The sequence below is a fragment of the Mycobacterium farcinogenes genome (assembly GCF_019739075.1).
Classification (GTDB): domain Bacteria; phylum Actinomycetota; class Actinomycetes; order Mycobacteriales; family Mycobacteriaceae; genus Mycobacterium; species Mycobacterium senegalense.
Genome location: NZ_CP081673.1, coordinates 1,941,358 through 1,966,524 on the forward strand (window position 1 = coordinate 1,941,358; position 25,167 = coordinate 1,966,524).

Sequence of the window (25,167 nt, forward strand, 5' to 3'; positions counted from 1 at the left end):
ACGACTTTTATGCTGACCGGACGGCCAGCTGTACAACTCAGTAAACCATCTGTTCACCGCAGGAACGGAACATCGACCTCTACCAACCAGTAGGTTGACCTAGTAAACCTACTGGTCTATTTTCACCTCGAGCGCCCCTTTTGAGCTCGACCGGGGGTTGCACCATCCACCCTTCAAAGGAGAAGTCATGGCTGAAGCCGTCATCGTCGAGGCTGTCCGGTCACCCGTCGGGAAGCGCAACGGCGCCCTCTCAGGTGTGCATCCGTCGGAGCTGTCGGCCCAGGTGCTCAACGGTCTCGTGGAGCGCGCCGGGATCGACCCCGCCCTCGTCGACGACGTCATCTGGGGTTGCGTCATGCAGGCCGGTGAGCAGGCGCTCGACATTGCCCGCACCGCGGTGCTGACCGCCGGTTGGCCCGAGACCGTGCCCGGTGTCACCGTGGATCGGCAGTGCGGTTCCAGCCAGCAGTCCCTGCATTTCGCCGTCGCGGGCGTGATCGCGGGCCACTACGACGTCGTGGTCGCCGGTGGCGTGGAGTCGATGTCGCGGACCCCGATGGGTTCGTCGCTGGCCAATGGTGGGCATCCCTACCCGGAGGCATTCCGTGAGCGCTACGACCACAAGACCCCGAACCAGGGTGTGGGCGCCGAGATGATCGCCGAGCAGTGGGGCTTCTCGCGCACCCAGCTCGACGAGTTCTCCCTGCGTTCGCACGAGAAGGCCGCTGCCGCACAGGATGCGGGTGCGTTCAAGGACCAGATCGTGGGCATCAAGGTAAAGGACGAGCACGGCAACGAAAGCGCAGTGCTGGAAGACGGCGGCATCCGCCGCGGCGGCACCGTCGAATCCATGGCTGCCATCAAGCCCGCCTTCAAGGAAGACGGCGTGATCCACGCCGGTAACTCCAGCCAGATCTCCGACGGGTCCGCCGCGCTGCTGATCATGTCGGCCGACAAGGCAAAAGACCTGGGGCTCAAGCCGCTTGCCAAGGTGCACACCGCGGTGCTCGCCGGTGCCGACCCGGTCATCATGCTGACCGCGCCGATCCCGGCCACCCAGAAGGCGCTGGCCAAGTCCGGCCTGAGCGTCGACCAGATCGGGGTGTTCGAGGTCAACGAGGCCTTCGCCCCGGTTCCGATGGCCTGGCTCAAGGACATCGGCGCCGATGAAGAGCGCCTGAACCCCAACGGCGGCGCCATCGCGCTGGGCCACCCGCTCGGCGGTTCCGGTGCCCGCATCCTGACCACGCTGCTGTACCACATGCGGGACAACAACATTCAGTACGGCCTGCAGACCATGTGCGAGGGCGGCGGCCAGGCCAACGCGACCATCCTGGAGCTCCTGTGACCGACACCCAGCCCGGCGCCCTCGTAGAGCGCAAAGGCAACGTACTGCTCATCACCATCAACCGGCCCGAGGCGCGCAATGCGATCAACGCCTCGGTCAGCATCGCCGTCGGCGACGCGCTGGAGCAGGCCCAGAACGATCCCGAGATCCGCGCCGTCGTGCTCACCGGATCGGGCGACAAGTCGTTCTGCGCCGGCGCCGACCTGAAGGCGATCTCCCGGGGCGAGAACCTGTTTCACCCCGAGCACCCGGAATACGGATTCGCCGGCTACGTCAGCCATTTCATCGACAAACCGACGATCGCCGCGGTCAACGGCACCGCCCTGGGCGGCGGCACCGAACTGGCCCTGGCCAGCGACCTCATCGTCGCCGAGGAGAACGCGAAGTTCGGTCTGCCCGAGGTGAAGCGGGGCCTGATCGCCGGTGCCGGCGGTGTGTTCCGTATCGCCGAGCAGCTGCCCCGCAAGGTGGCCAATGAGCTGCTGTTCACCGGTGAGCCGATGTCGTCCGCCGATGCGCTGCGCTGGGGCCTGATCAACCAGGTCGTGCCCGACGGCACCGTCGTCGACGCCGCGCTCAAGCTGGCCGAGCGGATCACCGGCAACGCGCCGCTGGCTGTGCAGGCCTCCAAGCGTGTCGCCTACGGGGTCGACGAGGGCGTCGTCGTCGGCGACAAGGACGGCTGGAAGCGCACCAACCGCGAGTTCAGCACTCTGCTGCAGACCGAGGACGCCAAGGAAGGGCCGCTGGCCTTCGCTCAGAAGCGCGAACCTGTTTGGAAGGCAAGGTAAGTCATGAAGCGACAGATCTACACCGCGGAGCACGAGGCGTTCCGGCAGACGGTCAAGGAGTACATCGAGCGCGAGCTCGTGCCCAACGCCGAGAAGTGGGAGACCGAGCGCATCGTCGACCGGTCGGCATACACGGCCGCCGGCAAGTACGGCCTCATCGGGTTCAACATGCCCGAGGAGTACGGCGGCGGCGGCTCGGACGACTTCCGGTTCAACGCCATCATCGACGAGGAGATCGCCAAAGCCGGTGTGCACGGCCCGGCGCTGAGCCTGCACAACGACGTCGTCGGCCCGTACTTCAAGGAACTGGCCAACGATGAGCAGAAGAAGCGCTGGCTGCCCGGGATCGCCAGTGGCGAACTGATCATCGCGATCGCGATGACCGAGCCCGGTGCGGGCAGTGACCTGGCCGGCATCCGCACGTCCGCGGTGCGTGACGGCGACGACTGGATCATCAACGGCTCCAAGACCTTCATCTCGTCAGGCATCAACTGCGACCTGTGTGTCGTGGTGGCCCGCACCGACCCCGAGGCCGGCCACAAGGGCTTCACACTGTTCGTCGTGGAGCGCGGTATGGAGGGCTTCACCCGCGGACGCAAGCTCGACAAGATGGGCCTGCACAGCCAGGACACCTCCGAGCTGAATTTCGAGAACGTCCGGGTGCCCAATGCCAACCTGTTGGGCAAGGAGGGTCGTGGTTTCTACCACCTGATGACCAACCTGCCCTCGGAGCGGCTCGGGATCGCGATCTCGGCGATCTACGGTGCCCGCGCCGTCTTCCAGGAGACGCTGCAATACGCCAAGGACCGCAAGGCTTTTGGTCAGCCGATCGGCAGTTTCCAGCACAACCGGTTCCTGCTCGCCGAGATGGAGACCGAGCTGGAGGTCACCGAGAACTACCTCGACCGCTGCCTGCAGGGCGTGGTCGACGGTGAGCTGACCGCGGTCGAGGCGGCCAAGGCCAAGTGGTGGGCCACCGAGGTCGCCAAGAAGGTCGTCGACCAGTGCGTGCAGCTGCACGGCGGCTACGGCTACATGATGGAATACCGCGTCGCACGGGCCTACGTGGACGGACGGATCCAGACGATCTTCGGTGGCACCACCGAGATCATGAAGGAGATCATCGGCCGCGAGCTCGGCGTGTAGTTCTTTCGCCGATCAGACGCAAATGTCCCCGACACGCCGGCGTGTCGGGGACATTTGCGTCTGCTGGCGCAGTGCCGCGCGGAGAAGCTCAGCCGATCGGGGCGTCGGCAGCCGGGGTCTCCGGAGCCTTCGTCGTGGTCGTGGTGCTGGTGCCCGTGATGGTCGGGACCAGCTCCTCGGGCGGGCTGTTGGGATCGAGCACGGTGTCGATCAGGTAGATGCGGGCGTTCTGCGCCTGGATGGGACCGCAGACCAGCTTGGCGGTGTCGTTGACCTTGATGTCGCCGCCCTTGCCGGTCACCTTGACCTCGGCGCCCTGCTGGGTGGGCCGCTGGCCCTTGACGTCATCGGGGCCGAGCAGGCCCAGGAACGCGTGGTAGTAGTCGAAGCTGGTGAGCGCGGCCGAATCGGCCTTGAGCGCGTCGAGCTTGCCGGGTTCCATGGCCGCGAACGCGTCATTGGTGGGCGCGAAGATGACGTACGGGCCGTTGTCGAGCACCGGGATGATGTTGACGTCCGGGTTCATCCCGCCGGACAGCGCCGCGTTGAACGTGCTGATGTCGGGGATGCTGGCCAGCACCTTGCCCGCCGGCAGTTCCGCGAGGTTCTTCCACTCCGGCATGGCCTTCTTGAAGTTGTCGCAACCCGAGCCCTGGGGGTCGGGGATCTCCACCACCGGGGCGGTGGTCGTCGTCGGCGCCGGGTCAGCCGAGGCGGTGGCCGCCAACGGCAACGACGCAGTGATGGCGGCGACGGCCGCAGCAACGCCCAGTGTCTTGGTGCGAGTCTTCATTTGGTGGGTTTTCCTCCCGCTCATGCCTAGCCTGGTATTCGTCGGCTGTCGGTGACGCGTTACGCGGTTGTCCGCGCGACTATGGCGAGCGACCACGAGCATGACAGCCTCAGCGTTCCCCGCGGCGCCGCATCGGATGGTAAGGGTTACGAAGCGGTTACGGCAAAGCAGAAGTGTCTACCCGCGCCGAATCAATGCTTTTGACCTGCGCTTTTCGGATGCTGAGGCAGAGCACCGCGGCGACGAAACACAGCCCGCCGGCAAGCTGGAAGGCCGCGTCGTAATCGCCGTTGAGATCCCGCAACCAACCGGCGCCCGCCGCGGCGATGGCCGCACCGATCTGGTGGGAGGCGAACACCCAGCCGAACACCACTGGCGAACGATCGCCGAAGTGCTCCCGGCACAGCACGATGGTCGGCGGCACGGTGGCCACCCAGTCCAGCCCGTAGAAGATGACGAACACCCAGGTGCTCGGTTGGGCGTGTGGGGACAGCAGTGACGGCAACAGCAACAGGGACAGGCCGCGTCCCGCGTAGTAGACGAGCAGCAGCAGCCGCGGGTCCAGCCGGTCGGTGAGCCAGCCGGAGAACACTGTGCCGGCGACATCGAGAATGCCGATGGTGGCCAGCAGGCCGGCGGCGACCGTGGTGGGCATGCCGTGGTCGTTGGCGGCCGGGATGAAGTGGGTGCCGATGAGGCCGTTGGTGGTCATCCCACAGATCGCGAAGCTGCCGGCCAGCAGCCAGAACACCCGGGTGCGGGCGCCGACGAGTAGACCGCCGACGGCTGCGGTGAGTCCCCCCGCGGGTGCGGGGGCGGGCACGACCGGCTCGGTGGCTCCGTAGGGCGTCAATCCGAGGTCTTCGGGACGGTTGCGCATGAACAGCGCGACGAGCGGGACGACGGCCAGCGAGGCGGCCGCGACGATCAACGATGCCCAGCGCCAGCCGTGTTGTGTCGTGACGGCCGCGACGACCGGAAGGAACAGCAGTTGACCGGTGGCACTGGCGGCGGTGAGCACACCGGTGACCAGTCCGCGGCGGTGTTCGAACCAACGGGTGGCGATGGTCGCCACGAACCCCATCGAGATCGACCCGGTGCCGACGCCGACCAGCACGCCCCACAGCAGCACCAGCTGCCAACTGGCTGTCATCGCGATGCTGCACGCCGAACCGGTGGCGATCAGCAGCAGTGCCACGGTCAGCACGGGCCGAACTCCGAAGCGATCCATCAACGCGGCGGCGAACGGCGCGGTGAGGCCGTACAACATCATGTTGACCGACATCGCCAGCCCGACCGTGCCGTGCGACCAGCCGAACTCGTGGTGCAGCGGATTCATCATCACGCCGGGGATGGACCGGAACCCGGCCGCGCCGAGGATCGCCACGAAGCTCACCGCGGCCACGACCCAGGCCCAGTGAATACGGACGGTGGACAGGTTCGGGTCGGGCGTGGTCACCCGATCACTGTTCACGAGGACAGCGGCGTGAGCCAGCGGCATTACAGACAGCCATCGTCAAGAACGTGCCACCCGGGGGCGTCGGCCGAGTGGCTGTTTACCATGACCGGCATGCCTGAGCCACTGATCGTTTCCGTTGCCGGTCACACCCCGCAGATCGACCCGGACGCCTGGGTTGCCCCCAATGCCAGTGTGATCGGCCAGGTTTCGCTGGCCGCCGGTGCCAGCGTCTGGTACGGCGCGACGCTGCGTGCCGAGGTCGAGCCCATCGAGGTCGGTGAGGGTAGCAACATCCAGGACGGGGTGACCGTCCACGTCGACCCGGGTTTCCCGTGCCGCATCGCCACCGGCGTGACGGTGGGACACAACGTGGTGCTGCACGGCTGCACCGTCGAGCAGGACAGCCTGGTCGGCATGGGTGCGGTGGTGCTCAACGGTGCGGTGATCGGCGCCGGCTCGCTGGTGGCCGCCGGCGCGGTGGTGCCGCAGGGCATGGTGGTGCCGCCGCGCTCGCTGGTGGCCGGTGTGCCCGCCAAGGTGCGCCGCGAACTCAGCGATGACGAGGTCGGCCACAACCAGCTCAACGCCGCGGCCTACACACACCTGACGGGGTTGCACCGCGACGCGGAGTGACGCGGCCGACGATTGCCGCCCCGTCAAGCCGGGTACTAACCGCCGCGTGACTGATACGGCGAGTAAACGGATTCTGGTGATCGGTGCGAGCGGCTACGTCGGTTCGCGTCTGGTGAGCGTGCTGTTGACCGGCGGGCACCGCGTGGTCGTGGCCGGGCGTAGTCTCGACAAGCTCGCCGAGTACGGCTGGTTCCACGACGTCACCGCGGTGCAACTCGATGCCGACGACCCGCTGTCCACCAAGGCCGCGTTCGAGCAGCTCGGCCCGGTCGACCTGGTCTATTACCTGGCCCACGGGATCGGGCAGTCCGGCTTCCGGGAGGCCGACAGCCGAGCCGCTGCCAACGTCGCGGCCGCAGCCCAGGCAGCCGGAGTCCAGCGGATCGTGTATCTTGGCGGTTTCGTGCCGGAGTCCGAGAGCCTGTCGGACCATCTCGCAGGCCGGGCCGAGGTGGCTCAGGCGCTGCGCGTCGACGGCGGGCCCGAGGTGGTGTGGCTGGGCGCTGCGTTGATCATCGGTTCGGGCTCAACGTCTTTCGAGATTCTGCGCTACGTGGCAGACCGGTTCCTGGTCCTGCCCGCACCCGCCTGGATGGCCAACCGGATCGACCCGATCTCGATCCGCGACGTGCTGCATTACCTGGTGGCGGCCGGTGAATCGGATCAGGTGCCTGCCGGCGACTACGACATCTGCGGGCCGGACACCACGACTTATCAGGGACTGGTGGCGACCTATGCCCGGCTGGCCGGCACGCGCCGGCTGACCGTGCCGATCGGTGGGCCCGGGGCCGGGGTGGCGGCCCGTGTGTCGGCGGCGGCCTTGCCGATTCCCGCCGGTCTGGCAACGGATTTGATCACCTCGCTCGATCATCCGATGAGTGCTGCGCGGGAGGGCATCCGCACCGTGGTGCCGGATCCGCCGGGCGGCCTGCTGACCGTGGACGAGGCGATCCGGCGGGCCTTGGGTCCCGACGGGTCGCCGGCCGAGCGCCGGCCGGTCACCGCGCTGGCCGATCCGCACCATCTGGCCGACACCGACCCGGCCTGGGCCGGCGGTGACGCCGCCCGGATCCGGGAGCTCACACCCGGCTTCGTGCGCTCTGCGCTCGGGCTGTTGCCCCCGATGCCCGGACCGGTTGCCGCGGTGGTGCGCTCCGGCCTCGACGTGGCGGCCCGGCTGGTTCCCAGCGGGGCTTGAGGCGTGCCGGGGGTGACGACGGGCCGGCCGGCCGGGCTGTTGCGCCGACGGCTCGTCGTCGCCGTGGTGCTGGTCATCGGGGCCGTTCTGCTGGCGGTGTCGCTGGGTGCCGAACCAGGTGAGAGTTCTTTCTACTGGCTGACTTTGGCCCTGGCCGGAGTGTGGTCGGTGGGTGCGCTGATATCCGGCCCGTTGCACCTGGGGACCGGTCGCTTGCCGGTGGTGCTCGGCACGGCGGTGGGTCTGGCCCTCGGTCTGGTGTTCGTCCTCGGTGGGCTGGTGGCCCGGCTGATTCCGGGCCTGCGCGAATATGTCGCTGCGGTACTGGAATTCGCGAATCACGGCAGCCTGGTGGTGGTCGTGCTGATCACGCTGATCAACGGGTTGGCCGAGGAACTCTTCTTTCGCGGGGCGCTGTACACCGCATTGGACGACCACCACCCGGCGACGATTTCCACGCTGATCTACGTTGCCGCCGTGATGGCGTCGGGCAATCCGATGCTCGGATTCGCCGCGATTCTGCTCGGCGCGGTCTGCGCAGTGGAGCGCCGTATGACCGATGGTGTGCTGGCTCCCATGCTGACCCACTTCTTCTGGGGCCTGGTCATGGTGCTGGCCCTGCCGCCGATCTTCGGCGTCTAACGCAACGGGTGCGTCAACTCGTCGCGCGGCATCCTGGCGGCCGTCACGGCCACGGCCGCCAACGCCGCGGGCAACAGTCCGGACACCAGGAAGATGGACTCCATCGAGACCACCTTCGACAGCGGGCCGACGATCGCGAACGACAGCGGCATGAATGCCAGCGATACGAAGAAGTCCAGGCTCGACACCCGGCCCAGCATTTCCGTCGGCACCCGGCGCTGCAGCAGCGTTCCCCAGATCACCATCCCGGCGCCGTCGGTGACGCCGATGCAGAACGTGGCCAACGCCATCAACGGGAACGACGACGTGACGCCGACGATGACCAGCGGCACCGAGCCCAGCCCCCACATCGCCATCATCGTGGTCAGGTAGCGCCGCGGCATCCGACGCGACGACACCGTCAACGCGCCCAGGGCGCTGCCGAATCCGAAGAACGCCAGGATGAATCCGTAGGCGCGGGCGCCGTCGGCGAACCGGTCCTGGGCGATGAACGGCAGCAGCACCTCGATCGGTCCGAGGACGACGAGCACGAATATGCTCGCGAACAACAGCGTCCACAGCAGCCACGGCGTGCGCACCATGAACGCGAAGCCCTCACGCAGATCACGCAGTACGTGGGGGCGCTCGTTGTCCTCCTGCGCCGCAATCGAATCCACGGTCGGCCGGGTGGCGACGAGCAGGACCAGGCCCGCGCCGAACAGCGCCGCCACCACGACCGCGCCCAGCGAGGGGAAGGTCGCGGCGATCACCATGCCCGCCACCGCGGGCCCGACAGAACGTTGGAACACCGGGCGGACCACGCCCTCAACGCCGTTGGCCGCCAACAGTTGTTCGGCCGGCAGGATGCGTGGCAGCAGCGCGCTGTAGGCGGGGAAGAAGAACGCCGCGGCGATGCCGAGGATGCCCGCGGCGACGGCCAGGTGCCAGATCTTGAGCAAATCGAGCAGGCCCAGCACCGCGATGGTGGAGACCGTCACCAGATTGATCGTCTCCACCGCGATGATGATGGTGCGCTGGTTGATCCGGTCGGCGGTGATGCCGCCGACCAGTACGAATGCCACCAAGCCCACACCCATGCAGGTGGCCACCAGTGACAGTGAGGCCGGGTCGTTGTCGATCGCGATGACCTGCAACGCCATCACCACCGACCACATGCCCTCGGCGAAGATCGACAGCGTGACCGCGGCGATGAGCAGCCGGTACTCGCGGATGCGGAAGGGCGCGAGCACACGCCAGCCACCGGTCTGACCGACCGGTGGCTGGGTGTCGTGCTGCATGCTCACAACATTCGATGGTGCCCACCCGGAGTGGGTTGCGTCCAACGATTTTCGCCGTGTGAGCCCGGCGTGCGATTACCGGTCGGTGAACTCCGGGCGGCGGTTCTGCTGGAAGGCCTGGGTGCCCTCGCGGAAGTCGCTGGACACCAGCAGCTGCAGCTGGCCCTTGCGCTCGCGGGCGAACGCCCCTTCGAGCTCGGTGAGGGTGGCGGCGTTGACGGCCTGCTTGGTCTCTCGCAGGGCGACTGCCGGGCCGGACCGCAGCTTGGCGATGATCTTGTCCACCGCGGCGTCGAACTCGTCGGCCGGGTACACGGCGCTGATCAGACCCCAGTCGTAGGCGTCGGCGGCGGTGAGCCGGTCGGCCAGCAGCGCCAGGCGCATGGCCCGGATCCGGCCGATGTTCGCGGCGACGAGCGCCGAGGCGCCACCGTCGGGCATCAGCCCGATCTTGGTGAAGGCCAGTAGGAAGAAGGCCGCCTCGGACGCCAGCACCACGTCGCACGCCAGGGCCAGGGACACCCCGACGCCGGCGGCCGGTCCCTGCACGACGGCCACGACCGGCTTGGGCAGCGCCACGATCGAGGCGACGGCCCGGTTGGCGGCGTCGAGCACGCCTTCGGCGTCGTGGCTGTCGGCGTTCTGGTCTTCCTCGCTGATGCCGGCACCCGAGCTGAATCCGCGGCCCGCGCCACCCAAGCGGACCACCCGGACCTCGGGATCGGAGGCGGCCAGATCCATGGCGTCGGCGATCGCGACGAGCATGCCCTGGGTCAGGGAGTTGAGGCTGTCGGGCCGGTTCAGCGTCACCGACAGCACACCGCCCTCGAGGGTCACGGATACGTCTTTGACGTCGGGGTATTCGCGGGTCACGGTCATCTATGCACCTTAAGTCTGGCGGGCCCGTGGCCCGCTGCGGGCGGGGCCGGCTATGGCCATACCGGTCGAGAAGGTTATACAAGTAAGCTATGTCACCGGTCAACCAAGGCCTAACACGCGAAGGGCGGAAGAGCATGGCAGGACCACTGCAAGGGTTGCGCGTTGTCGAGTTGGCCGGCATCGGCCCGGGCCCGCACGCGGCGATGATTCTGGGCGATCTCGGCGCCGACGTCGTGCGGATCGAGCGGCCGGGCCGCGGCGGGGGAGTGCCGGCCGGTGATCGCGATTCGATGTTGCGTAACCGGCGTTCGGTGGCAGCGGACCTCAAGAGTGACGAGGGCCGCGAGCTGGTGCTCAAGCTGATCGCCAAGGCCGACGTGCTGATCGAGGGCTACCGGCCCGGGGTCACCGAGCGTCTGGGATTGGGCCCCGATGACTGCGCCAAGATCAACGACCGGTTGATCTACGCCCGGATGACGGGCTGGGGCCAGGACGGTCCGCGGGCCCTGCAGGCCGGCCACGACATCAACTACATCTCGCTCAACGGCCTGCTGCATGCCGTCGGCCGCAAGGGTGAGCGGCCGGTTCCGCCGCTGAACCTGGCCGGTGATTTCGGTGGCGGGTCGATGTTCCTGCTCGTCGGCATTCTCTCGGCCCTGTTCGAGCGGCAGACCTCCGGCAAGGGCCAGGTGATCGACGCGGCCATGGTCGACGGATCGTCGGTGCTGATGCAGATGATGTGGGGCTTCCGCGCCAACGGCATGTGGTCCGACGAGCGTGGCACCAACATGCTCGACACCGGTGCGCCCTACTACGACACCTACGAGACCGCCGACGGCAAGTACATGGCCATCGGGGCGATCGAGCCGCAGTTCTACGCCGAGCTGCTCAAGGGGCTCGAATTGGACGGCGCCGACCTGCCGGCGCAGAACGACATGGCCCGCTGGCCCGAGCTGCGTGAGGCCTTCACCAAGGCGTTCGCGGCGCACGACCGCGATCATTGGGCCAAGGTGTTCGCCGGTACCGATGCGTGTGCGACGCCGGTGCTCTCGTTCGCCGAGGTGCTCACCGAGCCGCACATCGCCGAGCGTGACACGTTCTTCGACGACGAGGGCAACCTGCAGCCGATGCCGGCACCGCGATTCTCGCGCAGCGCCCTGTCCGTGCCCACGCCGCCGCGCGAGCGTGGCGCCGACACCGAAGCCGTTCTGCGGGACTGGGTTTAGTTCGACCACTATTCGGTTCGACCAATGGGCCGGCGGGAAGCCGGCCGGAAAGGAATGCGGTACATGGAGATCAAGGACGCGGTAGCCGTCGTCACCGGCGGTGCCTCGGGCCTCGGCCTGGCCACCACCAAGCGGCTGCTGGATGCGGGTGCCCTGGTGGTCGTCATCGACCTCAAGGGTGAAGAGGTGGTGGCCGAATTGGGCGACCGGGCCAAGTTCGTCGCCACCGACGTCACCGACGAGGCGGGGGTGACCGAGGCGCTCGACGTCGCGGAATCGCTTGGGCCGGTGCGGATCAACGTCAACTGCGCCGGTATCGGCAACGCCATCAAGACCCTGAGCAAGAACGGCGCGTTCCCGCTGGACGGGTTCCGCAAGGTGGTCGAGGTCAACCTGATCGGCACGTTCAACGTGATCCGACTGTCGGCCGAGCGCATCGCCAAGACGGAGCCGCTCAAGAACGAAGAGCGCGGCGTCATCATCAACACCGCCTCGGTGGCGGCGTTCGACGGGCAGATCGGTCAGGCCGCCTACTCGGCGTCCAAGGGCGGTGTGGTCGGCATGACCCTGCCGATCGCGCGCGATCTGTCGCGTGAGCTGATCCGCGTGTGCACCATCGCGCCGGGTCTGTTCAAGACCCCGCTGCTGGGCTCGCTGCCCGAAGAGGCGCAAAAGTCGCTGGGCCAGCAGGTGCCGCACCCGGCTCGGCTCGGCGATCCCGATGAGTACGGCGCACTGGCCGTGCACATCATCGAGAACCCGATGCTCAACGGCGAGGTGATCCGCCTCGACGGCGCAATCCGCATGGCCCCCAGGTAAATAAGGACTGATATGGCATTGAAGACGAAGTTCACCGAGACGTTCGGGGTCGAGCACCCCATCGTGCAGGGTGGCATGCAGTGGGTCGGTCGCGCCGAACTCGTTGCGGCCGTGGCGAATGCGGGTGCGCTGGGTTTCATCACCGCGCTCACCCAGCCCACCCCGGCGGACCTGGCCAAGGAGATCGAGCGGTGTCGTGAGCTCACCGACAAGCCGTTCGGGGTGAACCTGACCATCCTGCCGACGATCAACCCGCCGCCATACGACGAGTACCGCCAGGTGATCGTCGATTCCGGCATCAAGATCGTCGAGACCGCGGGCTCCAACCCGGCGCCGCACCTGCCGATGTTCCACGACAACGGCATCAAGGTGCTGCACAAGTGCACCTCGGTGCGCCACGCGGTCAAGGCCCAGAGCCTCGGTGTGGACGGCATCAGCATCGACGGCTTCGAGTGCGCCGGGCACCCCGGCGAGGACGACATCCCGGGCCTGGTGCTGATCCCGGCGGCGTCGGCCAAGATCGAGATCCCGATGATCGCCTCGGGCGGTTTCGCCGACGCGCGGGGCTTGGTGGCCGCGCTCGCGCTCGGTGCCGACGGCATCAACATGGGCTCGCGGTTCATGTGCACCGTGGAATCGGCGATTCATCAGAAGGTCAAGGAAGCGATCGTGGCGGGCACCGAGCTCGACACCGAGCTGATCTTCCGCAGCCTGGGTAACACCGCGCGGGTGGCGAGCAACGCGGTCTCGCGTGAGGTGGTGCAGATCCTCAAGGATGGCGGCCAGTTCGAGGACGTCAAGGATCTGGTGGCCGGCAAACGCGGCGTGAAGGTCTATGAGATCGGCGATCTCGACGCAGGGATCTGGTCGGTCGGAACCTCGATGGGCCTGATCAACGACATCCCCACCTGCGGTGAGCTCGTCTCGCGGATGGTCGCCGAGGCCGAGGAGCTGATCAGCGGGCGCCTGGCGAACATGATCGGCGCGGGCGAAGCCGAGTCGGAGAAAGAAGCAGTCCTCGCCTGAGACGAGGACTGTGGCCCCTGGAGGGGCTAGCTACGGCAAACTCAAGATGGGAAACGCGCGCCGCGAGGCGCGCGTTTTCTCATACTGCGGTGGGCAGTTCTTGGAAGTCGTCAAACTGCTCGGAGGTTTCACCCTCGACGAGGACATCGCCGTGGTAGAGAGCCTCGAAGTCAACCTTGATGACATCGGCACTGGTGTCGTCGATCCACATGACACTGAGCGTATGGATCACCATTAAGGAATCTTTGAGTCACGGTTCGGAAAATGGTGGCAATCCTACTTTTGGGTAGGTTTCTGGCGAGTAGCCCGGCCGGCGGCGTGCGCCGGTTTCGACCGCAGGGTCGCTCGCCACGCTGGGCCCCGCCCTGGTGTGGAAATCGGCGGGGTCACCCTCGCTGGGGTCTCAAGCAGGGGGTTTTGTGCCGTGAATGGGGTTGGTCCCGTTGAGCGCGATCCAGGTCACCACGGCGACGACGACGCCGATCACCACGAGAACCACGGATGGCCGGGCGGACACCCTGGAGCGGCCGAACACCCGGTGATCGACCGAGTACGCGCCGGCCCCGGTGAACAGCAGCGCCGCGGCGGCGAATGCGGCCAGAAAGGGCACGTTGAACGGTTGCGACCAGAAGGCGTCGGCTGACACGTTCACCGCCCAGGCGTCGACCATCGCGCCGATCACCGCGCAGGCCGCCAGCGGCGTCAGGATGCCGAGCAGCAGGCCGATGCCGCCCAGCGTCTCGGCCGCGGTGACCATGAAGGCCCCGAATGCCGGCAACCGCCAGCCGCTGGACTCCATGAATCCGACGGCGGTGCCGAAGTCGAAAGCCTTGATCAGGCCGGCTTGCAGCATGGTTGCGCCGATGGCGATGCGCAGGATCAGTAACCCGGTATCGGTCATGTGTGTGGTCGCGGTTTCGGCGACGGTGGTGTTGGCCATGCCCAATTAGACGTAGCGAAGCGTCCGAATTCATCGCAGCGCGCCCATCGGGTGAACTGTTCGGTGCCGGCGTCCGTATCCAGAGCGAGGTCGACGTTGACGCCGGAAACTTATCGCTGTTAACTTAACGGCGATATTCTTCGGGGGAAGGACGCGCATTGCTCCACCGCATCGCACATCTGGCCATCGCCGCACCGCGACGGGTGCTCCTCGTGGCCGCGTTGGTGATGGTCGCCGCGGGCATCTTCGGCATTCCGGTGGCCAACAGTCTGTCGGCCGGCGGCTTCCAGGACCCGACGTCGGAATCCGCGCAGGCCACCCAGCTGCTGTCGGACAAGTTCGCCCGCGGCGACATGCAATTGGTCATCAGCGTGACCGATGACGGCGCCGGCGCTGACGGTCCTGCGGCCCGGGCGGTGGGCACCGACATCGCCGGCCGGCTCAAGGCGTCGCCGTACGTGACCGAGGTCAGCTCGTCCTGGACCGTGCCCCCGCCGGCGGCGGCCACGCTGATCAGCAAGGACGGCAAGACCGGCCTCATCCTGGCCGGGATCAACGGCGGGGAGAGCGGCGCGCAGAAGCACGCCAAGGAGCTCACCGATCAACTCGTGCACGATCGCGATGGCGTCACCGTGCGGGCCGGCGGTGAGGCGATGACCTACGTCCAGATCAACGGGCAGAGCGAAAAAGACCTCTTGATGATGGAATCCATCGCGATTCCGCTGAGCTTCGTCGTGTTGGTCTGGGTGTTCGGCGGACTGCTGGCCGCAGCATTGCCGCTCGCGGTCGGCGGCTTCGCGATTCTGGGTTCGCTGGCCGTGCTGCGCGGGTTCACGATGGTCACCGACGTCTCGATCTTCGCGCTCAACCTCACGGTCGCGATGGGGCTGGCGCTGGCCATCGATTACACCCTGTTGATCGTCAGCCGTTACCGCGACGAATTGGCCGACGGCGTCGACCCCGACCGGGCCCTGGTGCGCACCATGGTCACCGCCGGACGCACCGTGCTGTTCTCGGCGATGACGGTGGCGCTGTCGATGGTCGCGATGGTGCTGTTCCCGATGTACTTCCTCAAGTCGTTCGCCTACGCGGGCATCGCGGTGGTGGCGCTGGCGGCGTTCGCGGCCATCGTGGTGGCCCCCGCCGCCATTGCGTTGCTCGGTGACCGCCTGGACGCCTATGACGTTCGCCGGTTCATCCGCCGAACCCTGGGACGGCCCGAGCCGGTGAACAAACCTGTCGAGCAGACCTTCTGGTACCGCATGACCAAGCGGGTGATGCGGCGCGCGCTCCCGGTCGGACTCGCGGTGATCGCGCTGCTGTTGGTGCTGGGCGCGCCGTTCCTGGGGATCAAGTGGGGTTTCCCCGACGACCGTGTGCTGCCGTCGTCGGCATCGGCCCGCCAACTCGGCGACGAGCTGCGCACGGATTTCGCCGTCGACTCCTCGACCGCGGTCACGGTGGTGCTGCCGGACGTGGCCGGGCTGCCGCCCGCGGAAATCGACCGCTACGCCGGTGAGCTGTCGCGAGCCGCGGACGGGGCCTCGGTGTCCGCGCCCGGCGGCACGTTCGTCGACGGGCGCCGGGTCGGCCCGCCGACATCGGGGACCGGAATCGCCGACGGCAGCGCATATCTGACGATCGGCAGCAACGTGCCGTTGTTCAGCGACGCCTCCGAGGCGCAACTCGACGCACTGCACGGGGTGCCCGCACCTACCGAGACGAAGTTCACCGGCATCGCCCAGGTCAACCGGGACAGCTCAGAGGCGATCACCTCACGGCTGCCGATGGTGCTCGGCATCATCGCCGCGATCACGTTCGTGCTGCTGTTCCTGCTCACCGGCAGCGTGATACTTCCGCTGAAAGCGTTGGTGCTCAACGTGTTGTCGCTCTCGGCGGCGTTCGGTGCGCTGGTGTGGATATTTCAGGACGGCCACCTCGGCGCGCTGGGCACCACGTCGACGGGCACCTTGGTCGCGAACCTGCCGGTGTTGTTGTTCTGCATCGCCTTCGGGTTGTCGATGGACTACGAGGTGTTCCTGGTGTCGCGAATTCGCGAGTACTGGCTCGAATCCGGCCGGACCCGTGACGATAACGACGAGAGTGTGGCGCTCGGCCTGGCCCGCACCGGCCGGGTGGTGACAGCGGCCGCGCTGCTGATGTCGATCTCGTTCGCGGCGCTGATCGCCGCGCAGGTGGCCTTCATGCGGATGTTCGGCCTCGGTCTGACCATCGCGGTGCTGGTCGACGCCACGTTGGTGCGCATGCTGCTGGTGCCGGCATTCATGCATCTGATGGGGCAGTGGAACTGGTGGGCGCCGGCACCGCTGGCCCGTCTGCACAAGCGATTCGGCATCAGTGAGTCAGGCCCGGCCGCACGGGATCCTCGCGGGCCCGGCGACATTCCACCGGGCGACAAGCGGGAATGCGCCGGTGCTGGAGTGACGGACGGCTAGCGTGGTGATTCAACCTCGCAAACGACGCCGCGCGCCGCGGGGTTCCGGTGAGCTGCTTCGCGATCAGATCCTCGATGCCACAACCGATCTGCTGCTGGAGACCGGCCACGCCAAAGCGGTGTCGATCCGGTCGGTGGCTCAGCGGGTCGGGGTCACCCCGCCGTCGATCTACCTGCATTTCGCCGACAAGGACGCGCTGCTGGACGCCGTGTGCTCGCGCTACTTCGAAAAGCTCGACGAGGAGATGCAGCGCGCGGCCGCAGACCATTCCTCGACCATCGAGGTGTTGCGGGCCCAGGGCCACGCTTATGTGAGCTTCGCCAGGCGCACGCCGGAGTTGTACCGGCTGGCGACGATGGGCGAGGGCAGACCCGGCAGCGACGTCGACGTGACCCTCAACAGCTCGGCGTTTCAGCACATGCGCGCGGCGATGGAAACGCTGATCGCCGAGGGGGTGTACCCGTCCGGCGACGCCACGATGTTGGCGCTGGAACTGTGGACCGCCGCGCACGGCGTGGCCGCCATTCTGATCTCCAAACCGTATCTGCCGTGGGGAGATGTCGAGAAGTTCACCGACCGTGTGCTGCGGGCGGTGTGTACGGGCCAGATCGTCTCGGGAATCATCGGAACAGATCTGGAGCCCGACGAAACCATCGCTCGGTTGAAGGGATTCGCCGGCGAATACGCGGATGGAGGACAAGCGTGACCGACAAGACCGTCGACAATCCGTTTTTCGCCCGAGTGTGGAAGACGTTGTCGAGTTCGGAGCCGAAGGCCCTGCGGCGGCTGCGCAGTGAGAACCTCGCCGGGCTCAGCGGCCGGGTCCTGGAGATCGGCGCGGGCACCGGGACCAACTTCACCTTCTATCCCTCGACGGTGACCGAGGTGGTCGCCATCGAACCCGAGCGTCACCTTGCGCAGGTGGCCCGTACCGCCGCGGCCGAAGCCCCGGTGCCGGTGACGGTGACCAGTGACACTGCCGAACAGTTCGACAGCACCGAACCGTTCGACGCGGTGGTCTGCTCGCTGGTGCTGTGCTCCATCGAGCAGCCGGATGCTGTTCTGCAGCAGTTGTTCTCGCTGCTTCGGCCGGGTGGTGAGCTGCGGTATCTCGAGCATGTGGCCGGCCGCGGCTGGCGGGGCGGGATGCAGCGCGTGGCCGATGCCACGGTGTGGCCGCGGCTGTTCGGCAACTGCCATACCCATCGGCACACCGAGCAGGCGATCGCGGGCAGCGGGTTCGAGGTCGCCTCTGCGCACCGTGAGCTGGCGATGCCGGCCTGGGTGCCGCTGCCGGTGACCGAGTTCGCCATCGGTCGCGCGGTCAGGCCTGCCTAGAACCGAGCAGTGTGGGCAGCCGCTCCAGCAGGTTCGGCAGGGAGGCGCCGGCGGTCTCGCGCAGCGAGATCGTCGCGCTGTCGGACAGCGGCGTGCGCTCGGGGTTGACCTCCACCACTACGGTGCCCGCGGCCACGGCCGCTTCGGCCAGCCCTGCCGCGGGATACACCACCGAGCTGGTGCCCACCACGATCACCACGTCGGCATCGGCGACCGCTTTGACCGACCGTTGCCAGGCGTCGTCGGGCAAGGGTTCACCGAACCACACGACACTGGGCCGGATCAGACCGCCGCACGGGCACACGGGGGGTTCGATCGTCTCGACGGGTTCGGGCATCGGGGGAAGATCGCCCTCGAACCTCGAACCGCAAGCGTCGCAACGGAACTCGAACAAGTTTCCGTGCAGGTGGTACACGTTGGTGCTGCCGGCGCGCTCGTGCAGGTTGTCGACGTTCTGAGTGATGACGTGGACGTCGGCGAAGTCCTGCCAGGCGGCCACGGCCCGATGCCCGTCGTTGGGCTGCACGTGGGCCATCATGTAGTGGCGCCACAGGTACCAGGCCCAGACCTTTTCCGGACGTTGCTGCCAGCCTTCGACGCTGGAAATTTCGTATGGGTCCACCTGCGCCCACAGCCCCGTCTCGACGTCGCGGAACGTCGGCACCCCGCTTTCGGCCGAGATCCCGGCACCCGACAGGACAGTCACTTGCACATCACCAACGTAGTCGGTTTGAGTGATACTGAGCACGTGGGTCAGTTGGGGGATTGGGTTCGGGTGGATCCGAGCGCGGACAAACCGCTGTTCGATCAGCTCAGGATCCAGATTATCGACGGAATAAGGCAGGGCCGGCTGGCTCCGGGTACCCGGCTGCCGACGGTGCGGGAGTTGGCGGGCCAGGTCGGCCTGGCGGTCAACACCGTGGCCAGGGCATATCGCGAGCTGGAGTCGGCGGGTGTGTTGGAGACTCGCGGGCGGTACGGGACGTTCGTAGCGCGGGCGGATCCGGCCGATGCGGCGATGGCCGCGGCTGCGCACTCGTTCGCCGAGGCCGCCCGCGCGCTCGGTATCGGCAAGAGCGATGCACTCCGCTATCTGGACGCGGCCTTCGATTGATCGGCTCTCAGCCGGTCGCGGTGCCGCGCCACCGCAGCACGTCCAGCGCGACGGCAACCGCGACACTGTTCTCGGTCAACGGGCGGGGCAGCAGTTCCTCTGCGCGGGCCAGCCGGCGCAGCAGCGTATTGCGGTGCAGGTACAGCCGTGCCGCGGCCCGGGAAGCGTTGCACTGTTCAGTGACGAATATCCGTACGGTTTCCCGTAATTCGGCGTCAGCGGTCTCGAGCGCGCCGAGGTTGTGGCTGACGAACTCGGCGGCACGATCGGGTTCGGCGGTGATGAGTGCGACGAGTTCGACGTCGCCGAATTGCGCGATCTGTTGCGTGGAATGCAGCCGGGCCATCATCTGCTGAGTGGTGATCGCGTCGAAATGGCTGCGCCGGAAGCCATCCAGACCCTCGGCCACCGGCCCGACGGCGATGCGGACGGCGTCCAGCTCTGCTGCGGCGCGGGCCAGGGCCGGGAACCCGTGCTCGATGTCGGCGCTGCCCGCCGCCCACACCCAGCGGGTGGCGGTGCTCGCCAGCACGCTCAGCGGCCGCGGATCACCGCAGTCCTGACCGAACGCCTCGGCGGCGCGGTCCAGCCCGGACATGTCGCCGGCGGGGTCCTCGCTCCAGATCACCGCCGCGGTGTGGGGTCCGGTCAGGCGGTGGCCCAGGCGGGCTTCGGCACGCTGCCTGGGGATCGGGGCGCCTTCGAGCAACAGCGCGACGGTCTCGCGTCGCTCGGCGTGGGTGCCCCGGGTCAGGTCTTCGCGTTCGAGCTCGATCTGCGCGGCGATCCCGGCCAGTGTGGCGTCGACGAACGCGCTGATGGACTGCGAGCAGATATCGAGCATCTCGTGTAGCTCGGCGGGGTCGGACGTCAGCTCGAACGCGATCTCCATCAGCCGGCGCCAGGCCACCCCCTCACCGACCCGGTACGCGTCGAGGGGAAATTCGTTGACGCCGCGGCGGACCAGCTCTCGGGCAATGCTCAGCGGCTCCGGCCCGGTGTTCGGCGGCACCGGGGCGCCTGGGTCGCGCACATTCGCCGAACCCCAGAAATACAGGTTGGCATGGTTGCTGCGGACGACGGCGGCGGCGAGTTCGGGGTCGGACGCGATCTCCCGGCTGGCGGCCAGCACGGCGGCGTCGAACTCGTCGAGCCATTCCTCGCGCGGGTTGAGCACAATCTGTGCGCACTGCCGGATCAGGTCTTTCACCCGCTGTGACGGTGGCTGCCAACCCATCAGCCCAGCGTAGATCGGTGGTGCAAAGTGCACCATTGAATGGGCCATTCTTGGCATTTCTGCCCTTGGGTGGCGTCGGGAGGGCCGCCACCATTGAGACATGAACCACACCGAACACGTCGACGTACTCATCATCGGCGCCGGCATCTCCGGCATCGGTGCTGCCTACTACCTCCAGCGTGAACACCCGGGGCGCAGTTACGCCGTCCTGGAAGCCCGCGGTGCCACCGGCGGCACCTGGGATCTGTTCCGCTACCCGGGAATTCGGTCCGACTCCGACCTGCACACCTTCGGGTACGAGTTCAAGCCGTGGCGCGACGAGCACGCCATCGCCACCGCGGACAAGATCCTGGCCTATCTGCGTGAGACGGCCGCCGAGAACGGCATCGACCACCACATCCGGCTGCGCCACAAGGTGCTGGCGGCCGCCTGGGACTCGGCCCGGGCCGCCTGGACCGTGGACGTCGAGCGGACCGACGCCGACGGGTCGAACCCCGAACTCGTCCAGATATCGGCGAACTGGCTGTTCTGCGGCGGCGGGTACTACCGCTACGACCAGGGTTACGCCCCGCAATTCGAGGGCGCCGACCGGTTCACCGGGCGCATCGTGCATCCCCAGCACTGGCCGGAAGACCTCGATTACACGGGGAAGAAGGTCGTCGTGATCGGTAGTGGCGCCACCGCCGTCACGCTGGTGCCGGCGATGGCGGGAACGGCCGCCCACGTCACCATGCTGCAGCGCTCACCGACCTACGTGATGCCGGTGCCGGCCAAGGACTCCTTCGCCAACACCGCCAAGCGCCTGCTCGGTGATGAGCGTGGCTACGCACTGACCCGGCGTAAGAACATCCTCAAGCAGCGCGGGGTCTACACGTTCTGCCAGAAGTATCCCAGGGCGGCCCGGGCGTTGATCCGGCGGATCAACGCCGCCAAGCTGCCCGCCGGTTACCCGGTGGACGAGCACTTCAGCCCCCGCTACAACCCGTGGGATCAGCGGCTGTGCGCGGTTCCCGACGGCGATCTGTTCACCGCGCTCGGCGACGGCGGCGCCTCGGTGGTCACCGACCGCATCGCGACCTTCACCGAGAACGGCATCCTGCTGGAGTCCGGCCGCGAATTGGACGCCGACATCATCGTCACCGCAACGGGGCTCAACATCCAGCTGTTCGGAGGGATGACGCTGACCGTCGACGGTCAGGCGGTGAATCTCTCGGAAGCCGTGGCCTACAAGGGCATCATGCTCTCGGGTGTGCCCAACTTCGCCTTCGCCTTCGGCTACACCAACTCGTCGTGGACGCTCAAGGTCGGTCTGCTCTGCGAACACTTCTGCCGTTTGCTCAAACACATGGACGACAACGGTTTTGACTCCGTGCGGCCGGAGTTCGCCGGTGGTCAGACCCGCCCACTGCTGGACTTCGCCGCCGGTTACGTGCAGCGCTCGATCGACGAGATTCCCCGCCAGGGCGTCGACGGGCCATGGCAGATGACCATGAACTACACGCTCGACGCCCAGACGCTGCGCAACGGTCCGGTGACCGACCCGAGCCTGCGGTTCGAAACAGCCCGGGCAGAACTGGCCGGGTCGAGCGCCTGATCCGGCGGGCAGCTACCCGAACTCCAGCAGCCCCACCACCGGGCGGACCGAATCGAAGACCGGCAGATGCTGTGCGCGCAGCAGGGCGTTGAAGATCCTGCCGCGGCCCGGCGGCATGGGTAGATCGCGCACCGCCCTGACCCCGGGGACCGTGTTGACCAGATCGGCCAGTTCCGCGGGCGACAGGCTGAACGGCATGGGCGGCACCCGATAGCGCATCGACGTCGGCATCCCCTTGCGGGTCAGGAAGGCGAAGAAGGCCGGCGGCAGGTCGAACATCATCTGCCCGCCCGGAAAGCGTTGCGCGCAGGCGCGGATCAGCGACATCGACTCCTCGGGCTGCAGGTACATCAGCAGCCCCTCGGCGGTGATGAACACGCCGTCGCCGTTGTCGACATGATCCATCCAGCTGAAGTCCAGTGCCGACTGGGCGCACTGGGCGACCCGGTCCGGCTTGGGCAGCAGCTTGTTGCGGAACTCGATCATCGGCTCCAGATCTACCGAGAGCCAACGGAACTCATGCCCCAGCCCGGCTGCGTCCAGCCGGTAGAAGCTGGTCTGCAAACCTTCGGCCAACGCCACCACCGTGGCCTTCGGATGGCTTTGCAGATAGTCGGAGGTCATTCGGTCGAACAACAACGCCCGCAAGGCCATGTCCTGGCGCCGGGTGTAGCCGAACTTGGCGAAGTCGAAGTCGATCGAGTCGACCAGGTGCACTGCCATCGGATCCTCGATCAGGCCGTCCGGGCGGCGTGCCTCGTGCGCGCGTACCTGCAGGGTCATCAGCGCGGTCTCGGAGACACCGGTGAGCGCGTCGCCGCTGACTTTGACTGGGCTATCCGTCATTGCCGCGAATGTACCTGTGTTCGGCCGGGGGCGTCCGGCCGCCGCCGTCCGGCCACACGCAAAGATGGCGTGAACCGCTGATCGGATGGAAGGAGCCAGCCCGTGCCACGCTTTGCGGCCAACCTCTCCATGATGTACGTCGAGCATGCCTTTCCGGATCGGTTCGCCGCCGCGGCAGCCGACGGGTTCACGGCGGTGGAGTACCTGTTCCCATACGCCTACCCGGCCGAGCACCTGCGCGGACTGCTCGACGCCAACGGCCTGCGCCAGGTTTTGTTCAACGCGCCACCGGGGGACTTCGAATCCGGCGAACGTGGCGTCGCCTCGCTTCCCGGACGTGAGGCCGAGTTCCGGGACGGGTTCCGGCATGCGCTGACCTATGCCGAAACTCTGAAGTGCCCACGGGTACACGTCATGGCGGGCCTTGCCCCGGCCGCGGCCGAGCGTGCCGAGCGGCTGGCGGTGTACCGCGGCAATCTCACCTGGGCCGCCGCGCAGGCCGCCGACCGCGGCGTCGAGGTGATGATCGAACCGATCAACCAGCGCGACATGCCCGGCTACCTGTTGAGCTTCCAGGACGAAGCGCACCGGATCGTCGACGAGGTCGGGGCGCCGAATCTCAAGGTCCAACTGGACCTGTACCACTGCCAGATCACCGAAGGCGACGTGACGGTCCGGCTGCGGTCCGATATCCCGACCGGCCGGGTGGGGCACCTGCAGATCGCCGGCGTCCCGGACCGGCACGAGCCGGACAGCGGTGAGTTGGCGATCGACCACCTGCTGGCGGTCATCGATGAGACCGGGTTCGACGGCTGGGTGGGCTGTGAATACCGCCCCGCCGCCGGCACCAGCGAGGGGTTGGGATGGATGCGCGGGGCCCGCGGCTGACGCGTCAGCGCAACACCTTCTCCAGCGTGCGCAGATTGCGTGTCGTCGTCGACGATTTGTAGCGTTTCTTGCCCATGGTTTTGCCGATCGCACTGTCCAGTGTGGCGGCCCGGGGTACCTGCCAGTAGAGGACGCCGTCGCCGCGCCGCACCTTTTCGTCGGGGCCCGGGGGCAGCGCCGCCAGCTCGTCGAGCAACTCGTCGTCGCTGACGAACGTGACATAGGAGTGGTGGTCGGGAACCTCACGTTCGAACGGGTAGCCGTCCGAGATCTTCTTCAGGGTGGCGAGGTCGTACACCAACACCCATGCCTCGTAGCCGAAGGCATCCCGTAGTGCCTTCTCGGCCGTGCTGCGAACTTCAGGGGCCTTGGAAGGGCTGTCCAGCAAGACGTTTCCGCTTGCCAGGATGGTCTTGACGTCGGTGAACCCGGCGGCGTCCATGGCTTTGCCCACCTCGGCCATCTTGAGGTTGACGCCTCCCACGTTGACGCCGCGCAAGAATGCGATGTACCGGGTCACGGTTCCAGCCTAAACACCCACTCACTTCATCGGCAGCTGGTCCGGTTGGGCTTTCGAGGTGGTGGTGATGAGGCGCAGTACCTCTCGGAATCCGGGCGAGCGGCTGGACATGATCGACGTATGGTTCTCGCCGGGCAGCAACACCAGGCCGGCCCGCCCGCCGAGCTTGTCGAGTGCTGCGACGTAGCGCCGCGAATTGGCCGGTGCCACAACGGTGTCGAGTGTGCCGTGGACCGCGATCACCGGCACTTGCGGGTCCAGATTCTGGATCGGATCCACCGAGGCGTACCGCTTCGGCACCTCGGACGGGCGTCCGCCGAGCACCGCTGCGATGTGCTTGTCGCCGTGAGTGGCGGCGTAAACCATGTCGAGCGGGCCGGCCAGTGAGATGACCCGAGTCGGCCGGAAGACCGGCCGGGATCCGACCTCGTCACCGTGCAGGTCGTGACGGGTGCTGGCCCACACCGCCAGCTGAGCTCCCGCACTGTGGCCCACGACCAGCGCGTCGTCGATGGCCAGCTGCGGGTATCGCAGATTCACCTGGGCGACATAGTCCATCGCCCGAGCCACGTCGGTGAACGTGGTCGGCCACCCGCCGCCCGATCCGACCCGCCGGTACTCGATGTTGTAGACGGCCATGCCGCGGCTGGTGAGTTCGCGGGCCAATCCGTCGAACACCCCGGCGCCCATCGTGCTCTTCCACCCGCCGCCGTGGATGAGCACCACGAGCGGGATCGAATTGAACGCGTGGGTGCCGCCGGGCAGGTACAAATCGACCCAGTTCTGATCGGGATATCTTCCGCCCGCGCGTACCTCGGGCAGGTAGTGGAACCGGGTGACGCTGAACTTGGGCTGGGTGAGTGCCTCGGGCACCACTTCGATCCGCGCGGTCCTTGTTTGCGTGGCGGTGGGCGTCGCGCAGGAGGTGACTCCGGCGACCAGCAGCGCGGCGCACACCATAAGCAGGCGTCTGTTGAACAATGCCATGTCGTGGCGA

General features: G+C 67.3%; 26 protein-coding genes. 15 read left to right on the forward strand and 11 right to left on the reverse strand.

The window, feature by feature from the left end; genetic code table 11:
- Nucleotides 1–187 precede the first annotated feature (187 nt).
- The 3 genes from K6L26_RS09205 to K6L26_RS09215 are packed head-to-tail and all read left to right on the forward strand — an operon-like array spanning nucleotide 188 to nucleotide 3,285.
- Entirely contained in the window at nucleotides 188–1,348 is a 1,161-nt protein-coding gene (locus K6L26_RS09205; protein ID WP_036394656.1) for a thiolase family protein, read from the forward strand.
- The gene (locus K6L26_RS09210) at nucleotides 1,345–2,139 is read left to right on the forward strand and encodes a crotonase/enoyl-CoA hydratase family protein (protein WP_019348631.1); all 795 of its coding nucleotides are present in this window, start codon (nucleotides 1,345–1,347) and stop codon (nucleotides 2,137–2,139) included. Before K6L26_RS09205 ends, K6L26_RS09210 begins: the two co-directional genes overlap by 4 nt.
- A gap of 3 nt (nucleotides 2,140–2,142) precedes the next feature.
- Nucleotides 2,143–3,285, forward strand: a complete 1,143-nt coding sequence (locus K6L26_RS09215) for an acyl-CoA dehydrogenase family protein (protein WP_019348630.1) — start codon at nucleotides 2,143–2,145, stop codon at nucleotides 3,283–3,285.
- An 88-nt stretch (nucleotides 3,286–3,373) separates the two neighbouring features.
- Here the strand turns inward: K6L26_RS09215 and K6L26_RS09220 are convergent, their stop codons facing one another.
- Both K6L26_RS09220 and K6L26_RS09225 read right to left on the reverse strand, forming a co-directional pair.
- A complete protein-coding gene (locus K6L26_RS09220; RefSeq protein WP_019345211.1) occupies nucleotides 3,374–4,078 on the reverse strand; it encodes a fasciclin domain-containing protein in 705 nt (234 codons plus the stop codon).
- A gap of 157 nt (nucleotides 4,079–4,235) precedes the next feature.
- Complete coding sequence (locus K6L26_RS09225; protein WP_221852998.1) at nucleotides 4,236–5,579, reverse strand: MFS transporter; 1,344 nt, start codon at nucleotides 5,577–5,579, stop codon at nucleotides 4,236–4,238.
- A 69-nt stretch (nucleotides 5,580–5,648) separates the two neighbouring features.
- Between K6L26_RS09225 and K6L26_RS09230 the strand changes: the two genes are divergently transcribed.
- Genes K6L26_RS09230 through K6L26_RS09240 form a run of 3 tightly spaced genes read left to right on the forward strand, consistent with a single transcriptional unit; the run spans nucleotide 5,649 to nucleotide 8,010 of the window.
- Complete coding sequence (locus tag K6L26_RS09230; RefSeq protein WP_036395122.1) at nucleotides 5,649–6,170, forward strand: gamma carbonic anhydrase family protein; 522 nt, start codon at nucleotides 5,649–5,651, stop codon at nucleotides 6,168–6,170.
- Nucleotides 6,171–6,216: 46 nt separating this feature from the next.
- On the forward strand, nucleotides 6,217–7,368 hold the full coding sequence (locus K6L26_RS09235) for an NAD(P)H-binding protein (RefSeq protein ID WP_221852999.1): 1,152 nt from the start codon (nucleotides 6,217–6,219) through the stop codon (nucleotides 7,366–7,368).
- A gap of 3 nt (nucleotides 7,369–7,371) precedes the next feature.
- A complete protein-coding gene (locus K6L26_RS09240; RefSeq protein WP_221853000.1) occupies nucleotides 7,372–8,010 on the forward strand; it encodes a CPBP family intramembrane glutamic endopeptidase in 639 nt (212 codons plus the stop codon).
- Here the strand turns inward: K6L26_RS09240 and tet(V) are convergent.
- On the reverse strand, nucleotides 8,007–9,287 hold the full coding sequence (gene tet(V) / locus K6L26_RS09245; protein ID WP_019346715.1) for a tetracycline efflux MFS transporter Tet(V): 1,281 nt from the start codon (nucleotides 9,285–9,287) through the stop codon (nucleotides 8,007–8,009). The genes K6L26_RS09240 and tet(V) overlap by 4 nt on opposite strands.
- A gap of 75 nt (nucleotides 9,288–9,362) precedes the next feature.
- Nucleotides 9,363–10,166, reverse strand: coding sequence for an enoyl-CoA hydratase (locus K6L26_RS09250; protein ID WP_019346714.1), 804 nt, complete (start codon nucleotides 10,164–10,166; stop codon nucleotides 9,363–9,365).
- A 134-nt stretch (nucleotides 10,167–10,300) separates the two neighbouring features.
- On the opposite strand from K6L26_RS09250, the gene K6L26_RS09255 reads away from it, so the two are divergent.
- The 3 genes from K6L26_RS09255 (at nucleotide 10,301) to K6L26_RS09265 (ending at nucleotide 13,237) form a co-directional block, all read left to right on the forward strand.
- Nucleotides 10,301–11,392, forward strand: a complete 1,092-nt coding sequence (locus K6L26_RS09255; protein ID WP_019346713.1) for a CaiB/BaiF CoA transferase family protein — start codon at nucleotides 10,301–10,303, stop codon at nucleotides 11,390–11,392.
- A 63-nt stretch (nucleotides 11,393–11,455) separates the two neighbouring features.
- On the forward strand, nucleotides 11,456–12,211 hold the full coding sequence (locus tag K6L26_RS09260; RefSeq protein WP_221853001.1) for a 3-hydroxyacyl-CoA dehydrogenase: 756 nt from the start codon (nucleotides 11,456–11,458) through the stop codon (nucleotides 12,209–12,211).
- A gap of 12 nt (nucleotides 12,212–12,223) precedes the next feature.
- Nucleotides 12,224–13,237, forward strand: coding sequence for an NAD(P)H-dependent flavin oxidoreductase (locus K6L26_RS09265; RefSeq protein WP_019346711.1), 1,014 nt, complete (start codon nucleotides 12,224–12,226; stop codon nucleotides 13,235–13,237).
- A 79-nt stretch (nucleotides 13,238–13,316) separates the two neighbouring features.
- On the opposite strand, the gene K6L26_RS31885 is transcribed toward K6L26_RS09265, so the two are convergent.
- Nucleotides 13,317–13,448 carry a hypothetical protein gene (locus K6L26_RS31885; protein ID WP_003882239.1) on the reverse strand — a complete coding sequence of 44 codons (132 nt, stop codon included), beginning with the start codon at nucleotides 13,446–13,448 and terminating at the stop codon, nucleotides 13,317–13,319.
- Between the two features lie 192 nt (nucleotides 13,449–13,640).
- Complete coding sequence (locus K6L26_RS09270) at nucleotides 13,641–14,177, reverse strand: DoxX family protein (protein ID WP_221853002.1); 537 nt, start codon at nucleotides 14,175–14,177, stop codon at nucleotides 13,641–13,643.
- Nucleotides 14,178–14,335: 158 nt separating this feature from the next.
- Between K6L26_RS09270 and K6L26_RS09275 the strand changes: the two genes are divergently transcribed.
- From K6L26_RS09275 to K6L26_RS09285, 3 genes are read left to right on the forward strand one after another with little or no spacing between them, the layout of a single operon-like run.
- Nucleotides 14,336–16,633, forward strand: a complete 2,298-nt coding sequence (locus K6L26_RS09275) for an MMPL family transporter (RefSeq protein ID WP_221853003.1) — start codon at nucleotides 14,336–14,338, stop codon at nucleotides 16,631–16,633.
- A gap of 1 nt (nucleotide 16,634) precedes the next feature.
- Nucleotides 16,635–17,339, forward strand: coding sequence for a TetR/AcrR family transcriptional regulator (locus K6L26_RS09280; protein ID WP_019346707.1), 705 nt, complete (start codon nucleotides 16,635–16,637; stop codon nucleotides 17,337–17,339).
- Nucleotides 17,336–17,971: a class I SAM-dependent methyltransferase gene (locus tag K6L26_RS09285; protein WP_064899115.1), complete on the forward strand. Its 636-nt coding sequence runs from the start codon at nucleotides 17,336–17,338 to the stop codon at nucleotides 17,969–17,971. The genes K6L26_RS09280 and K6L26_RS09285 overlap by 4 nt, the downstream gene beginning before the upstream one ends.
- Here K6L26_RS09285 and K6L26_RS09290 read toward each other — a convergent pair.
- The gene (locus tag K6L26_RS09290) at nucleotides 17,958–18,683 is read right to left on the reverse strand and encodes an NAD-dependent deacylase (RefSeq protein WP_036395125.1); all 726 of its coding nucleotides are present in this window, start codon (nucleotides 18,681–18,683) and stop codon (nucleotides 17,958–17,960) included. The two genes, K6L26_RS09285 and K6L26_RS09290, sit on opposite strands and share 14 nt — an antisense overlap.
- Before the next feature lie 36 nt (nucleotides 18,684–18,719).
- Here K6L26_RS09290 and K6L26_RS09295 point away from each other — a divergent pair, with 36 nt between their 5' ends.
- A complete protein-coding gene (locus tag K6L26_RS09295) occupies nucleotides 18,720–19,085 on the forward strand; it encodes an Rv1152 family transcriptional regulator (protein WP_019348685.1) in 366 nt (121 codons plus the stop codon).
- Between the two features lie 7 nt (nucleotides 19,086–19,092).
- Here K6L26_RS09295 and K6L26_RS09300 read toward each other — a convergent pair whose 3' ends face one another.
- On the reverse strand, nucleotides 19,093–20,322 hold the full coding sequence (locus K6L26_RS09300) for an Rv1453 family transcriptional regulator (RefSeq protein ID WP_085141768.1): 1,230 nt from the start codon (nucleotides 20,320–20,322) through the stop codon (nucleotides 19,093–19,095).
- 100 nt (nucleotides 20,323–20,422) lie between these two features.
- Here K6L26_RS09300 and K6L26_RS09305 point away from each other — a divergent pair, with 100 nt between their 5' ends.
- On the forward strand, nucleotides 20,423–21,916 hold the full coding sequence (locus K6L26_RS09305) for a flavin-containing monooxygenase (RefSeq protein ID WP_048896300.1): 1,494 nt from the start codon (nucleotides 20,423–20,425) through the stop codon (nucleotides 21,914–21,916).
- Nucleotides 21,917–21,928: 12 nt separating this feature from the next.
- Here the strand turns inward: K6L26_RS09305 and K6L26_RS09310 are convergent, their stop codons facing one another.
- Nucleotides 21,929–22,762 carry a class I SAM-dependent methyltransferase gene (locus tag K6L26_RS09310; RefSeq protein WP_221853004.1) on the reverse strand — a complete coding sequence of 278 codons (834 nt, stop codon included), beginning with the start codon at nucleotides 22,760–22,762 and terminating at the stop codon, nucleotides 21,929–21,931.
- A 102-nt stretch (nucleotides 22,763–22,864) separates the two neighbouring features.
- Between K6L26_RS09310 and otnI the strand changes: the two genes are divergently transcribed.
- Nucleotides 22,865–23,650, forward strand: a complete 786-nt coding sequence (otnI, locus tag K6L26_RS09315) for a 2-oxo-tetronate isomerase (protein ID WP_221853005.1) — start codon at nucleotides 22,865–22,867, stop codon at nucleotides 23,648–23,650.
- Between the two features lie 4 nt (nucleotides 23,651–23,654).
- Here the strand turns inward: otnI and K6L26_RS09320 are convergent, their stop codons facing one another.
- Entirely contained in the window at nucleotides 23,655–24,170 is a 516-nt protein-coding gene (locus K6L26_RS09320; protein WP_221853006.1) for a DUF1697 domain-containing protein, read from the reverse strand.
- Nucleotides 24,171–24,191: 21 nt separating this feature from the next.
- Nucleotides 24,192–25,157 (reverse strand): alpha/beta hydrolase family protein, encoded by a 966-nt coding sequence (locus K6L26_RS09325; RefSeq protein WP_245008713.1) that lies wholly within the window; start codon nucleotides 25,155–25,157, stop codon nucleotides 24,192–24,194.
- Between the last annotated feature and the right edge of the window lie 10 nt (nucleotides 25,158–25,167).

Bases quoted from the DNA above. Each gene is read 5' to 3' on its own strand.
- K6L26_RS09300 (WP_085141768.1), bottom strand. From the start codon at position 20,322: ATGGGTTGGCAGCCACCGTCACAGCGGGTGAAAGACCTGATCCGGCAG.
- K6L26_RS09215 (WP_019348630.1), top strand. From the start codon at position 2,143: ATGAAGCGACAGATCTACACCGCGGAGCACGAGGCGTTCCGGCAGACG.
- K6L26_RS09325 (WP_245008713.1), bottom strand. From the start codon at position 25,157: ATGGCATTGTTCAACAGACGCCTGCTTATGGTGTGCGCCGCGCTGCTG.
- K6L26_RS09305 (WP_048896300.1), top strand. From the start codon at position 20,423: ATGAACCACACCGAACACGTCGACGTACTCATCATCGGCGCCGGCATC.
- K6L26_RS09250 (WP_019346714.1), bottom strand. From the start codon at position 10,166: ATGACCGTGACCCGCGAATACCCCGACGTCAAAGACGTATCCGTGACC.
- K6L26_RS09260 (WP_221853001.1), top strand. From the start codon at position 11,456: ATGGAGATCAAGGACGCGGTAGCCGTCGTCACCGGCGGTGCCTCGGGC.
- K6L26_RS09220 (WP_019345211.1), bottom strand. From the start codon at position 4,078: ATGAAGACTCGCACCAAGACACTGGGCGTTGCTGCGGCCGTCGCCGCC.
- K6L26_RS09225 (WP_221852998.1), bottom strand. From the start codon at position 5,579: ATGCCGCTGGCTCACGCCGCTGTCCTCGTGAACAGTGATCGGGTGACC.
- K6L26_RS09230 (WP_036395122.1), top strand. From the start codon at position 5,649: ATGCCTGAGCCACTGATCGTTTCCGTTGCCGGTCACACCCCGCAGATC.
- K6L26_RS31885 (WP_003882239.1), bottom strand. From the start codon at position 13,448: ATGTGGATCGACGACACCAGTGCCGATGTCATCAAGGTTGACTTCGAG.
- K6L26_RS09265 (WP_019346711.1), top strand. From the start codon at position 12,224: ATGGCATTGAAGACGAAGTTCACCGAGACGTTCGGGGTCGAGCACCCC.
- K6L26_RS09270 (WP_221853002.1), bottom strand. From the start codon at position 14,177: ATGGCCAACACCACCGTCGCCGAAACCGCGACCACACACATGACCGAT.
- K6L26_RS09310 (WP_221853004.1), bottom strand. From the start codon at position 22,762: ATGACGGATAGCCCAGTCAAAGTCAGCGGCGACGCGCTCACCGGTGTC.
- K6L26_RS09255 (WP_019346713.1), top strand. From the start codon at position 10,301: ATGGCAGGACCACTGCAAGGGTTGCGCGTTGTCGAGTTGGCCGGCATC.
- K6L26_RS09205 (WP_036394656.1), top strand. From the start codon at position 188: ATGGCTGAAGCCGTCATCGTCGAGGCTGTCCGGTCACCCGTCGGGAAG.